The organism is Prevotella veroralis DSM 19559 = JCM 6290 (assembly GCF_000377625.1).
Lineage (GTDB): Bacteria > Bacteroidota > Bacteroidia > Bacteroidales > Bacteroidaceae > Prevotella > Prevotella veroralis.
The window spans coordinates 47,824-62,346 of the sequence record NZ_KB898329.1; the positions used below are offsets into that span (position 1 = coordinate 47,824).

Here is a 14,523-nt window from a genome sequence, read left to right on the forward strand (position 1 = left end):
GTGACGCACTGTATTTGCGTTAACTAAATAAGACGTAATGAACCATAAGATATATTTCGTTTCACTCCTAATTGTACTGGTGTCAACCAGTAGTTTGCATGCACAAAGACAAACTGTTGTGGATGATCATGGCAATACTTTGGATGTTAGCATACCAACTGCTGATAGCTTACTGACAGGGTATGTTGATGTTAATTACACGGATGATAAGTTCTATGAAAGTGGTAAACTCCAAGGCTTGAATAGTGGGAAAACAACAGAGAAAGGGAGTATTGAAGACATAGAAGAGGGTTTGGAAGGCATTGATCGTAAGATGCGTAGCCTTTCAGAAGTGATGACATTGACTTGTAATGACGAAGTGAAACGATATATTGATAGGTACACAAAGGTTGGGCGAAAGTCTACCAGTTATCTACTTGGGCGTGCCAGCTATTATAACCCATTCTTTGAAAAGGCTTTGCGCACTTATGGTCTACCACAAGAACTGAAGTATCTTCCAATAATAGAGTCCGGTCTTGACCCTAACGCAACATCACGAGTTGGAGCCACAGGACTATGGCAGTTTATGACAACTACAGGTAAGCAATACAACCTCCAAATAGATAATTATATTGATGAAAGGCGTGATCCCGAGAAGTCGTCCTATGCTGCTGCACGCTTTCTAAGCGATCTTTACAATCGTTTCGGAGACTGGACTCTAGCCTTGGCAGCTTATAACTGTGGTCCAGGACGTGTGAGTAGTGCTATCGCCAAGGCTGGTGGTGGATCCGACTTCTGGGCTGTTTACCGTTATCTCCCTAAAGAGACACGAGGCTATGTGCCTGCTTTTATTGCTGTAAACTACGTGATGAATTACTATGGCGATTATAATATAACACCGCTTCCAACCAATCTTCCGGCTCAATGTGATACTGTTGTGATAGAGAAAGACGTCACATTAGCGAAGGTGGCAGACGTTTTGGGGATTGATTTAGATAAGATTAAAACGCTTAATCCACAGTACAAGTTGGGCGTAGTGAAAGCCCTTTCCACTTACGGAATGGCTAAGTTAAGATTGCCAGTAGATATGATTGAGAAGTTTAACTATAGCAAAGAACTTATATATCAAGATGAGGCATCATTCGAGAAAACCAACCCTAATGTCGTTGCTACTAACGCGAACCAAACAACCGTACTACATAGACAGGGCGTAATGATGCACTAAACAAGTCTTTCACCTTATTATATTATAGGAGAGGATGCACTATGGATAAAGACAAGGAACGAACAGAAGTAAAAGCGATTGATTATGAGAAGATGGTTGATGAAGCCTTCCAACATCTTCTTGATACCTATCTTGCCTCGCGTCATCGTAAGAAGGTTGACATCATAACTAAGGCTTTCAACTTCGCACGACAGGCTCATAAAGGGGTTCGCCGATTGTCAGGTGAACCATATATCTTGCACCCAATCGCTGTTGCCCAGATAGCTTGTGAGGAGATGGGACTCGGTGCAACGAGTATCAGTGCAGCCTTATTACATGATGTTGTAGAGGATACGGACTACACAGTAGAGGATATTGAAAACATCTTCGGATCGAAGATTGCGCAGATAGTTGATGGTCTGACAAAGATCTCTGGAGGTATTTTTGGAGAGCAAGCCTCCGCTCAAGCCGAGAACTTCAAGAAGCTCTTATTGACGATGAGTGACGACATTCGGGTCATACTCATTAAGATCTGCGACCGCTTGCACAATATGCGCACCCTCGCTTCTCAGCCTGCTAACAAGCAATATAAGATAGCTGGTGAGACGCTCTATATCTATGCGCCGCTTGCGAATCGACTAGGTCTTAATAAGATAAAGACCGAATTAGAGGATCTAAGTTTCCGTTACGAGCATCCCGATGCATACGCTTCTATTGAGAAGAAGTTGGCTTCTACGCAAGCACAACGCGACACTCTCTTCGACGAGTTTACTGCTCCTATCCGCAAAGAACTCGATAAGATGGGGTTTGAATATGAGTTGAAAGCACGTGTGAAGAGCCCTTACTCCATTTGGTGTAAGATGCAGAATAAACATGTAACATTCGAAGAGATCTATGATATCCTTGCTGTCCGAATCATCTATAAGCCTAAGTCTAAGGAAGAAGAAATCAATAACTGCTTCCAAATCTACGTCGCCATTAGTCAGATATACAAGAGTCATCCCGATCGACTTCGCGACTGGGTGAACCATCCAAAGGCTAATGGTTACCAGGCATTGCACGTTACCTTGATGTCATCAAAGGGTCGATGGATAGAGGTGCAGATTCGTTCTGAACACATGGATGAGCTTGCCGAGCAAGGATTTGCAGCCCATTGGAAATATAAGGATGGTGGGGAAATAGCCGAAGATGAGGGAGAATTGAATGAATGGCTTAGTACTATCAAGGAGATACTGGATGATCCTCAACCTGACGCAATGGACTTCTTAGATGCTATTAAGCTCAATCTCTTTGCCTCCGAGATATTTGTCTTCACTCCAAAAGGTGAGATTAAAACAATGCCGGCAGGCTGTACTGCACTCGACTTTGCCTTTCAGATACACACATTCCTTGGTAGTCACTGCATTGGAGCAAAGGTTAATCACAAGCTAGTACCGCTTAGTCACAAGCTACAAAGCGGTGATCAGGTTGAGATCCTCACGTCTATGTCACAGCATGTCGACCCCTCTTGGATCAACTTCGTATCGACTGCTAAGGCTAAAGCTAAGATACAGGCAATCCTCCGCCGAGAGAGTCGTCAGATACAAAAGACTGGTGAGGAGAAGTTGTCCCAATGGTTGAAAGCAAACGACTTAGAGATGACAACGGCTGTATTAGATAGGCTTTGTGAGTTGCACGACCTAAAGAAGCACGATAGTCTCTTCCTATCTATTGGAGACAAGACGGTCATTCTTGGCGATACAGATCTTGATGAACTTCGAGGGAAGAACAAGGCAGATAAGCCTACAGAAAAGCGTGGTTGGCGTCGTTATGTTCCTTTCTTGAAGGCTGGAAAGCGGGAGACTCGATCTATAGACACCGATGATTCTGGTCTTACAGAGGGATTGATCGTTGTGACCAAGAGCCTGAATAAGAAGAAACCTATCTTCATCAATGAGGATAATATCTATCGTTACATCTTCCCACATTGCTGTCATGCCATCCCCGGGGACGATATCTTGGGTTATATTGATAATAAGAATCATATCGAGATACACAAGCGTTCATGTCCAGTAGCAGCCAAATTGAAAGCCAGTTATGATACTCGCATATTGGATGCAAAGTGGGACATGCACCGCAGCTTACTTTTTGAAGCAGCCATACAGATACGTGGTATTGATAGAAGTGGTATGTTACACGACATTGCCGATGTGCTTTCTGACCAGTTAGGAGTTAATATCCGTAAGATCACCATCACGAGTGACAACGGCATATTCGATGGTACCATTGAGATGCAAGTGCATGATCGTAAGGACGTGGAGATGATCGTTGAGAGTATGAAGAATATAAAGGATATGCAAGAGGTGCAGTCTGTTCTGTAAGTAATAGACCCAAAGGTGTGAAGAACGGAACGCCCTTCTCGCCACGAAGAGAGGCTCTTCTTAATTCAAGGAGAGCCTTTCTTCATATTCAAGAAACGCCCTCTTCAAATGGAAAGAACCCTTATTCTTACTTAAAATTAGGTAATATGTAAATCGCTAATAGTGGGTATTGCTGTATTAAATAAATATCTATACCTTTGCAACCGATAAAGATGTTGTATAGAATAAAGTACTGAATAAGGCTTCATCTACAAACAAACATCTACGAATCTGCGGATCTGTAGGCAATAGCCAATAGATCTCTAAACTTAATTTATGAACTGAGTAGCATATTAAAAGATACTCATTTCTCCTGCAAAGAGTGGGAGAATTGCATAAACTTAAATGATAAACTACTCACAATCTGATAATATATGATTAAATTAAAGATGGACTTTGGAAGGCATGTTAGATTATTGTCATCTACAATCCTAATGTCTTCCTTGTTACTTTTCTCGCCTCCACTCTTAGCCTCAATAACGGCGCATGGGAGGGAACATGTTGGTGATGATGATAAGAACGAAGGTTCTTCTGTCACCTTTTCCGTAGTTGCTGAACAATCTCAAGAGCCCCTCGTTGGTGCTGTGATACATTGCGAAGGCTTGTCAACTCCTGTTGTCACGGATATTAATGGTCGTTGTGTGGCTAAGTTTAAACATCCTGTAACTCGCATAAAGGTTTCGGTCTCTTATATAGGTTACAAGAACTTGTCACGTTTGGTAGTCGTTCCTTCAAACGGACAAGTGGTTTTGACAATGAAAGACGACTCTAAGCAGTTGGATAATGTGACGGTTACGGCTTTGCAACGACACACCTCCGTCTTGCAGCAATCGGCGTCTATTAGTCAAGAGGCATTGGAGAAAGGCGGTGCAACCTCATTAGCCAAACTACTTGAGACGGTGCCTGGCGTGAGTTCAATTAGCACGGGAAACACGATCGCCAAACCTGTTATTCAAGGTATGCACAGTAGTCGAATCCTATTGATGAACAATGGAGTTCGACTCGAAAGTCAGAGCTGGGGAGCCGATCATGCACCCGAGTTAGACTATACGGGATCGAGTATGGTTGAGGTAGTCAAGGGTGCCGAGTGTATTCGTTATGGCTTTGGTGCGATGGGCGGAGTTGTTCTCTTGAATGATGCTCCACTACCTTATGGAAACAAGAAGACCATGGTGAGCGGTAATGTCAATATGGGATATGACACCAACGCAAGGGGCTTTAGCGGTTCAGGTAGTATAGAAGCTGGACGCAAGAACATCGGTCTGCGCCTACATGGAATGTACACAAAAGGCGGTGATTATCGCACTGCCGACTATGTCTTAAACAATACTGGTTATAACACAATAAGCCTCTCTGCGCTTGCAGGATATCAAGGGAGAAAGGTGACAGCGACGCTCTTCTCGAGTATTTATTACCAACGAAGTGGAATCTATTATGCTAGTAAGATATCCGATTTGAACCAACTCCTCAAACGCTTCGAGTATGGACGTCCAGATCCAGAGACCGTTAAGCCCTTCTCATATAGCATTAAGCCGCCCTTCCAGCAGTCGCAACATGTAACGCTGAAAGGCGAATTGAAGTGGGATATTAACGCTTATCATCGTCTCGACTTCACCCTTTCTTTCCAAGAGAACTTGCGTCAGGAGTTTGAAAACAGGAAGAAGGTGCAATGGAGTTGGATACCTGTTCAAGACTTGATATTGAAGACTTATAAGTTTGATGTGCTCTGGCATGCTAAGTGGAAACGATGGAACATGACCACAGATGCAGGCTTATCTAATACCTATCAAACGAACTTCAACTATCCAGGAACTAAGCAACCAGCCTTCGTCCCGAACTTCGCTGCCCTCTCAATGGGTGGTTACTTCTTGCATAAGGCAGAGTTCGGTCGATTGCAATGTGCCTTGGGTATGCGTTATGACTTCCGTGTGATGTCGGTGAATGGGTATAGTAGTTTGAGTAATTACACTTACTATGATGACTTCAAGCTGTATAGTAACTTCACCATGAGTTTGGCATCTCATTACCAGTTGACAGACCTTTGGGACATTCGAGCTAACATTGGTTGGTCATGGAGACCACCTGATATTAATGAGTTATATGCCATTGGCTTGCAGGATGGTTCTTACTGGGTAGTGGGCAATAAGAATCTTGCCAGTGAGCGAGGATACAAACTCGTGGTAGGTACAAGATACCGCAATGCGTGGTTGTCAGTAGAGCCGAGCTTCTTCTTACAGCGCATTAATAGCTACATTTATGACCACATTGGCGAAGGGAAAGACCGCTTCCATAACCATCCGAGTGGTAAGTATCCTAAGTTCATCTACGATCAGGACGATGTGAAACTATACGGTGGTGATATTGAGGCAACGCTTAAACCTTTGCAAGGACTCACCTTTGTGGGTAAAGGCGAATGGATGTTCGCACGCAATCTGACGCATAACGACTGGCTACCTTTTATGCCTTCCGATCGTTACGGACTATCATCTACCTACGAGCGAGGACTTACGAAGGATGATAAATATCATGGTTCGTTGTCGTTATCGGGTATTTATGTGACAAAGCAAACCCGCTTTGACCCTGATAAGGATCTAGTTCCTGACTCGCCACCTGCTTACTTCCTTTTGAATGGTACAGCCGAGTTGCGTATCAAACTACAGCAACGAAGAGAATTGAAGTTTATGCTTGTGGGTGAAAACATCCTTAACGCATTATATAAGGAGTACACTGATCGGTTCCGTTACTACGCCCATGAGCGTGGAGCAAACTTCTCCTTACGTACATTGTTTAAGTTCTAATCAATCGAAAAGAATATGAAACGAAATAGAAACATACTACCTCTACTTGCCATAATGCTAATGGGACTCCTGTTCGGGAGTTGTTCCAACGATCAAGTAGACGACTTCTTCAAGAAGATAGTACAGGCTCCGCCCTCATCAATTGAGCGTGATGTGAAGGGACATGAACAAATCTATGCTGTCCACGCCATCCTTAGAATGGGATATAAAGGGGGCATGATTGGTGTCGGACCAGATGGTAATGACTCGCTCACAGCCTATAACACCTATCATGTGGTTAGTCCGGAAACAATGTTACCCATTATGCAGGAGATTGATATCACACGTGATGATGATGGGCAGATGACCATCACTACCGAGCGTAATTGCTTTGATGTGATAGCGTCAGACAATATCTATTACGGTTTAGAACTCAAGTATTATGACCGCAACGGAATGCTTATCAATCATCAATTCTCGGGCTATCCTTTCACGAAAGATAAGGAAGGTTACAGCATACCAGACGAGGATAACGCCACCTTACTGGTGCATCAACACTTCTTTGGAGTAGGTAACTCGTCATTGGATCAAGAGGTATCTACGGGTACAGGAAGTGCTGAACGCAAGAAAGGAATACAGTTGGCTTATCCACGTTCGTTGGCTGATTCACCCACGTATTACGACCGATACACCTTTAGGGAGAAAGCTGGTGCAGCGGAGATGGCTAGTAAGTTCTCTACGTCGAACATCTTTGCTCCAGAGAACTTCCAGCTCGGTAAGAATGAAGTGAGCTATCAGCCAGACCTCGCCTGGAAGGCTATTGAACTATCAGGTAAGCCTGATGCCTTGAAACCTCATACCTTTGATGGGAAGAGTTATAGGCTCTACAAGACCATTGATCAGACCCTCCTTAACAAGATAACACCGGAACTCTTCACCTATGAATACCGTGACACCGACCCTGTGGAGGAGGAGCTTGGCAAGCTATTCACCGAAGTTTATAACGATGACTTCATCGATCCCGATACCGAGTCGCCCCGACAACGCTACGGGCACACCGTGGGACTGTTACGACAGAAGCGCAGTCTGGATGTTGGATCAGACTTAGACAGGCTCGGTTTTAAGGGCGTTATGCAGTTCCATCGGGCTAATGTTGCATTCCAATTACAGGTTCGCATTTGTCATATCTTGAATAAGGGACAACAGCACGCAGGTGAGTCTGAGAAGCCAGCGAAGTATTGCAATACGAATAATAGTGAGGGCGCTTTCCTTTGGGCATTCAATGAGATACAGCCTGGATGGGACAGTTTCGATATTGATTATCCCTTGTCAGTGCGCATTATCGCTGATGTGAAGGATGGCGAAGAGAAGTGTTATGAAGACGTGAAGCGTTTCTATTCAGGTGTAGAGAAGGCGCAGCTGTGGCGGATGTTGACCCATCCACAGGATTACTTCACGCAATATAGACAGAACATAGTATTGATGTAAAAGAAGAAAGGACTAATAGTAATGAAAAAGATAATCAAGAGTATTCTCCTGCTCGTTGCTGTTCTAGGCTTGTGTACGTCATGTGACGACTTCGTCTTTGGCAATGTGCATGTTGATTATAATGATAATCCACTATCGGCGAAAGGCGTTGCGCACAGTGGTGCCGATCGTTATGTTGATAGCTTATCGAAGGTGAAAGTATCGGGCGAAATGGCTAATCCTGATGCAGATGGAGCCTTTAAGGATTGGGCTACATGCCTTGCCATGTTCAAGGAAGGTCACTCGCATGGTGATGCCATGATGCACGGCAACTTTGTTTATCAGAATGCTCCATGGAAGCAAGAGGAGTTTGTGCTCATACATAACAATGCGGGCAAGTGGCCAACGGTTGAGGTTCAACGGAAGAGTACGGTGACCTATCTCGAACAGAACGATGGGAAGCAAGGTCCTGACTATATTCGTATCATTGGCGGAAAGCTGAAGCGATGGGGATTGTGCCTCTATTTCTTCAATAAGGAGGGCAAGCTCATGAATGACGAGATACTCAATCACTCGGATGAATATCAGATATTCTTCACCGTGAGTGAGGTGGATGACAAGGGAAACCCGTATGAAGTGATGGATTGCCGAGGTACGTGGAAGCCTAAGAAGGATAAGTTCGGCGACTGGATGAAGGGCGGAACGATAGATACCACCCCAGTCCCTTCACCGCTCTTTGTCAATACCTCAACATGGAAAGAGCGTGCGGCGCTGACGCCAAAGATATTTGAATATACCTATCGTGATACGTGGATTCAGGACGCAATGGCTGATGGTGCACGCGAGTTATTCAATCAGCGACTGCTACCACCACTCACTCGTGAGGATGCCGATTGGGCTGTTGCACCTTATGATCAGGATAGAGTAGGACTCAAGGGGCACTTCAATTTCGATATAGATGCCGATGAGAACGATGCATTACATCAGGAGTGGCCTTTGGAGATAACCCGTAGGCAGGATCCCGCAACAGGTGAGGCTGGGCGATATACTCGTCCGTCTTATCTCCTTCCGAAGTTCTATCTGTCGGTGCGCGTGATGAAATGTCCGAAGGGCAAGAAGGCTCTCATTCCTAAAGAGGAGTATCTCAACCGCCATTCCACCTATGTGTTCCGTAGCCCATTCATCTGTTCGGAGGCTTATAACCCTGATGAACCGAAGGAATACGGAGCTGATTCTGAGTGGAAGGAACTATTCCGCTTCAACATACCTATTAAGGTCTTTTGCAGTAGCTTCGATACTGATCCAACGACAATCGACCCTAACGACCCGTTGTACTTCTATATGGGGCATGAGATAGGACTAGCCTCGGCGGATGCGATGGAGGCTGCTCAGAATGTGCAAACACATGGTATTGGAGGTGGAGCTGGCTTTGGTAACTGGTTCTTATAATAAGAGGTTGAATCGGAGGAAATGCTATGCGCCAATCGTCCCATCCTATGAGACGCACAGTTTCAGTACATGAAACGCAGGGTTTCAATATATGGAACGCACCGTTTCAATACATGGAACGCAGGGTTTCAATACATGGAACGCTAAGTACCATTCGCTGGTAATGTTACAAACAATATATTTAAAGAGTATAAACAGATAAGATAATTGAGTGAGATGATACATAAGAAGATAATAACCTACCTGCTGTTGAGCCTGATACTCACATGTTTAGGCAGCTGTACACGTAATGAAATGCCGGTGAAACAGTCTACTTCTAAGACGAAGTTAGACCATCTGATCATAAAAGAAGTGTTTTACGTTGGGCATTACTGGTATCGTGATGTCAGGGCATGGGGTATGAAGAATCAGAATCAGATGTATAATGATGACCAATACATCGCTATCTTTAATCCGACCAATGAGGTGAAGTATTTGGACGGACTGGCGTTGTGTGTCAATGCCATCGACCCCAGTAGGGCGATTCAGTTTGCTCCGAAAGACGACTTTGTCAATCGTTATTATGGTGCATCGGGCATCTCTTATTTCCCTGGTAAGGGTGCCGACTATCCCGTAAAGCCTGGTCAGACCATCATTGTGGCTAAGTATGCGATTGACCATAAGGCGCAGTTTGAGTCAGAACTGGAGGGCGAGGACTTGAGTATGTATGGTGGGTTGGATGACTTCCTGGACTTGAGTAAAGCCGACTTCGAATGGACGAATATTAATTATGACGCTGGGCAGAAGAATAACCCCAAAGTTCCTGATATGAATGCTATCCTCACATCAACGGATAGCAAGGGGAACATAGGTCCTTCTTATGACTTTTCTAATATGTCAGAGAGCAATGGTATTGCACTGATAAAGCTCCCGTGGACGCCAGAAGACTTTCGGAAAGGGTATGCCGATACGCAAAATGGTAAGGGATATCTGCACTATATCACCGTGACGAGTAGTGCTTTTGGTGATTTCTATGCGATAGAGATTCCGTTTGAGAACGTTATTGATTGTATAACGATTTGTCCTCGTCGTATGTTCCAAATGCGCCCCAGCAAGCTCGACCGTGGTTATAATGCCGTGACAGATGTGTCTTTCTCAAGTATGAAGAAGGGCGATTACCCCATTTATTCTGGTCTTTCATTGCAAAGGAAGTGGGATGGAAAGAAGTATGTAGACGATAATAATACCACAGCCGACTTTGAAGTGAAGCGCGCCTCATTGTCGAGGAAGAAGTAAGAGAGCGTTCACATAGTTGGGTTACAAACGTCATAGGGACAGACGAAATCGTCTGTCCCTATGCTGTATATGAGTATTTCGTTCAGAACGAATAAGGATTATGCCTTTCAGGTATGGCTAACTTTACACCAAGCCATCGAGTTGTTTCTTCAAGTCCTTCAGTTGGTCGCGAACAGAGAAGAGCGTTTCCATAACCTTCTGACTCTTTTCAACACCATTGCGGTTCTCTTGTAACATCTTGCGGGCAGCTGCAATCTTGAAACCACGCACCTTCACAAGGTTGTAGATAACCTTTATTTGTTCGATATCTTTCTCTGTATATTGGCGCACACGATTGCCTGTTGTCTTAGGACGAAGGTGTGGAAATTCAGTCTCCCAATATCTCAGCAGACTCTCCGAAACGTTTATTTGTTGCGCTACTTCCTTTATTGAATAATACAATTTATGCGGATTCTCTGCCATATCTCGTTTCTTTTAATTCAGTTGTTTATGTGGTTATGCTGATGAAACACCTTTACGCTCCCACGATGGTAAATAAGATTTTGTGTATTCAGCAGCTTAATTGCTTGCAAAAATACGCAAAAGTCAGTATCTTTGCAACACTTTTAGGTAGAAAATTGAATTAAATATATAATAAAGATGATGACAGCAAATGAAATCCGCGACTCCTATTTGAAGTTCTTTGAGTCGAAGGGACATGTTATCGTACCGTCTGCCCCAATGGTTATCAAGGACGACCCTACGCTGATGTTTACGAATGCTGGTATGAACCAGTGGAAAGATATTATCCTTGGAACAAAGGAACCAGAACCACGCCGACGTACTGACTCACAGAAGTGTTTGCGTGTTAGTGGTAAGCATAACGACTTGGAAGAAGTGGGGCGTGATGCTGCTCTCAGTCACCATACTATGTTTGAGATGTTGGGTAACTGGAGCTTTGGCGATTACTTCAAGGAAGGTGCTATTGATTACGCTTATGAATATCTTGTAGATGTATTGCATCTTGACCCTAAAGACCTTTATGTAACGGTTTTTGAAGGTGATAAGGCAGAAGGTATCTCACGTGATGATGAGGCTGCAAGCTACTGGGAGAAGCATTTCCCAAAGAACCATATCGTCAATGGTAATAAGCATGATAACTTCTGGGAAATGGGTGACACGGGTCCTTGCGGTCCTTGTTCGGAGATTCATATCGACTTCCGTTCAGAGGAAGAGAAAGCTAAGGTGCCTGGAGAGGAACTTGTCAACAAGGATCACCCACAGGTAATTGAGATATGGAACATCGTCTTCATGCAGTTCAATCGTAAGGCTGATGGTAGCCTTGAGCCATTGAAGATGCACGTTATTGATACGGGTATGGGCTTCGAGCGTTTGGTTCGCTTGATGCAAGGTAAGAACTCTAACTATGATACCGATATCTTCACACCAGTAATAGAAGAGATTGAGCGCCTCTCTGGTAAGAAGTATAACCACACCTTCCCAGAAGGTCCTAATGGTGAAGGAATCAACGATGAGCAGAAGGTAGACATCGCAATGCGTGTTGTTGCCGATCACTTGCGTGCCGTTGCTTTCTCTATTGCCGATGGTCAGTTGCCAAGCAATGCAAAGGCTGGTTATGTTATCCGTCGTATCCTTCGCCGTGCTGTGCGTTATGCTTACACTTTCCTTGATCAGAAGGAGGCTTTCATGTATAAGCTAATCAATGTTTTGGTACATGAGATGGGCGTTGCTTATCCTGAACTTACAGCACAACGTGAACTGATTGGTCGTGTGATGAAGGAAGAGGAAGATTCTTTCTTACGCACATTGGATAAGGGTATCACATTGCTCAATGGTGCAATGGATGAATTGAAGGCACATGGCAAGACCGAACTTGATGGTAAGGAAGCCTTCCGCTTGTTTGATACATACGGTTTCCCACTTGACTTGACCGAACTTATCTGTGGTGAGAATGGTTATACCGTTGATGAGAAGCAATTCAATGAAGAGATGGAACAGCAGAAAGCACGTGCTCGCAATGCTGCTGTTGTTGAGAATGGTGACTGGGAGATTGTACGTGAAGGCGAACAGGAATTCGTTGGTTACGATTATACAGAGTACGAATGTCATATCCTCCGTTATCGTAAGGTGACACAGAAGAAGAATAGTTTCTATGAGATTGTACTCGATTATACCCCATTCTATGGTGAGATGGGTGGACAGGTAGGCGATCAAGGTGTGCTTGTTAACGAGGATGAGACAATCAATGTCATTGATACCAAGCGTGAGAACAACCAAAGCATCCATATTGTCAAGGAATTGCCAAAGGATGTTGAGGCAGATTTCATGGCATGTATTGACACAGATAAGCGTGATGCGTCAGCAGCTAATCATACTGCAACTCACTTGCTTGATTATGCTTTGAAGCAAGTTCTTGGTGAGCATGCCGAGCAGAAAGGTTCATACGTAAGTCCTGACACGCTCCGTTTCGATGTTTCTCACTTCCAGAAGATAACCGATGAGGAACTTCGCCAAGTAGAGAAACTTGTTAACGAGATGATTCGTAAGGATTATCCTCTTGACGAGCATCGTGATACACCAATGGAGGAAGCAAAGGAAATGGGTGCAGTAGCTCTCTTCGGTGAGAAATATGGCGACAAGGTTCGTGTTGTACGCTTCGGTCCTAGTTGCGAGTTCTGTGGTGGTATTCATGCTAAATCTACGGGTCGCATCGGTTTCTTTAAGATTGTAGGTGAAAGTAGCGTTGCTGCAGGCGTTCGTCGTATTGAAGCAATGACTGGCGAAACTTGCGAGAATGCAATCTATGCACTTGAAGATACATTGCGCGACTTGAAGGCAATGTTCAACAATGCTAAGGATCTTAAGGCAGTTCTCACCAAGTTTGTTGAAGAGAATGATGCGATGAAGAAGGAGGTTGAGCGTTTCCGTGCGCAAGCAGTTGATCGTACAGCGAAATCATTGGTAGAACGTGTAGAAACATTGAATGGTGTACATGTCATTAAGGCAGTGCTCCCAGTAGATCCTGCTTCTGCTAAGGATATCGTATTCAAGGTTCGTGAAGCATTGCCAGAGAATCTCGTTTGCGTATTAGGTTCCGTACATGAGAATCGTCCACAGCTTTCAATCATGCTCAGTGATGATATGGTGAAAGAGCACGATTTAAATGCAGGAAAAGTAATACGTGAAGCAGCCAAACTCATTAAGGGTGGCGGTGGCGGTCAGCCACATTATGCACAAGCAGGTGGTAAAGATACCGATGGTATCAGTGCTGCTGTTGAAAAGGTAATAGAGTTACTTAGTTTGTAAACTGGGAGTCTTTTATCCCTAATCAGTCTCATCCCCGCAACAAGAAAAGAGGTGGGGATGAGACTTTTTTCTTCTTTTCCTTGCTCCTTTCATTTTATCTTCTTACCTTTGCCACCGTGAAACAGTTAGCAATGACATATCAAGGCAATGACGTACTGCAAAGAATTATCCGATTCTTTGCATCTTTTTGCACTTTATCTTTGGTCAATCCAAATAATTTGCTAACACACACAATATGCGCACCTAGCGTACAATAACACATTTTTTCTTCTCGCATACGCGCGCGCGAAGCGTGCCGTAACCCCTGTAAACAAAGGACTTCTAGGAGTTTCCTTTGTTCGTTTTTTTATGCCCTTTTGCGAACTCGATTTTGAGCAAAATAAGAACGAAATAACAACTATTTTAATCAAGAAAGTTATGAGAAAAGAACAAACTAAGAGGGATTATTCTGCACCTCGTTGCATGATAATCCAAATGAACGAGACCACTAATTTGATGGAAACGTCTTTCCCTAGCCAGCATAAGCCGGGACACCATGGTACTGGTCCTTCTGGTACGAAAGCAGCAACCGTATGGCAGGAAGAGGAAGAAGACAATGCAGAAAACACTTCTCCTTGGGAAGACTAAGAGAGTTATCAACAAGAATCAGAAAAGACAAAGTAACAAA

Annotated in this window: 9 protein-coding genes; 8 read left to right on the plus strand and 1 reads right to left on the minus strand. The window is 44.1% G+C overall.

The window, feature by feature from the left end; all coding sequences use genetic code 11:
• Positions 1–37 precede the first annotated feature (37 nt).
• The 6 genes from D464_RS0105850 (at position 38) to D464_RS0105875 (ending at position 10,550) form a co-directional block, all read left to right on the plus strand.
• Complete coding sequence (locus D464_RS0105850) at positions 38–1,204, plus strand: lytic transglycosylase domain-containing protein (RefSeq protein WP_018910570.1); 1,167 nt, start codon at positions 38–40, stop codon at positions 1,202–1,204.
• 41 nt (positions 1,205–1,245) lie between these two features.
• Positions 1,246–3,543 (plus strand): RelA/SpoT family protein, encoded by a 2,298-nt coding sequence (locus D464_RS0105855; RefSeq protein WP_018910571.1) that lies wholly within the window; start codon positions 1,246–1,248, stop codon positions 3,541–3,543.
• 413 nt (positions 3,544–3,956) lie between these two features.
• The gene (locus tag D464_RS0105860; RefSeq protein WP_004382364.1) at positions 3,957–6,380 is read left to right on the plus strand and encodes a TonB-dependent receptor; all 2,424 of its coding nucleotides are present in this window, start codon (positions 3,957–3,959) and stop codon (positions 6,378–6,380) included.
• Between the two features lie 15 nt (positions 6,381–6,395).
• A complete protein-coding gene (locus tag D464_RS0105865) occupies positions 6,396–7,847 on the plus strand; it encodes a hypothetical protein (RefSeq protein WP_018910573.1) in 1,452 nt (483 codons plus the stop codon).
• A gap of 21 nt (positions 7,848–7,868) precedes the next feature.
• Positions 7,869–9,275 carry a hypothetical protein gene (locus D464_RS0105870; RefSeq protein WP_018910574.1) on the plus strand — a complete coding sequence of 469 codons (1,407 nt, stop codon included), beginning with the start codon at positions 7,869–7,871 and terminating at the stop codon, positions 9,273–9,275.
• Between the two features lie 216 nt (positions 9,276–9,491).
• Entirely contained in the window at positions 9,492–10,550 is a 1,059-nt protein-coding gene (locus D464_RS0105875; RefSeq protein ID WP_018910575.1) for a DUF4876 domain-containing protein, read from the plus strand.
• A gap of 123 nt (positions 10,551–10,673) precedes the next feature.
• Here the strand turns inward: D464_RS0105875 and D464_RS0105880 are convergent, their stop codons facing one another.
• Entirely contained in the window at positions 10,674–11,012 is a 339-nt protein-coding gene (locus D464_RS0105880; RefSeq protein WP_009435381.1) for a MerR family transcriptional regulator, read from the minus strand.
• Between the two features lie 177 nt (positions 11,013–11,189).
• Here D464_RS0105880 and alaS point away from each other — a divergent pair, with 177 nt between their 5' ends.
• A complete protein-coding gene (gene alaS / locus D464_RS0105885; protein WP_018910576.1) occupies positions 11,190–13,856 on the plus strand; it encodes an alanine--tRNA ligase in 2,667 nt (888 codons plus the stop codon).
• A gap of 417 nt (positions 13,857–14,273) precedes the next feature.
• Entirely contained in the window at positions 14,274–14,483 is a 210-nt protein-coding gene (locus D464_RS12540) for a hypothetical protein (protein WP_036908706.1), read from the plus strand.
• Positions 14,484–14,523 lie beyond the last annotated feature (40 nt).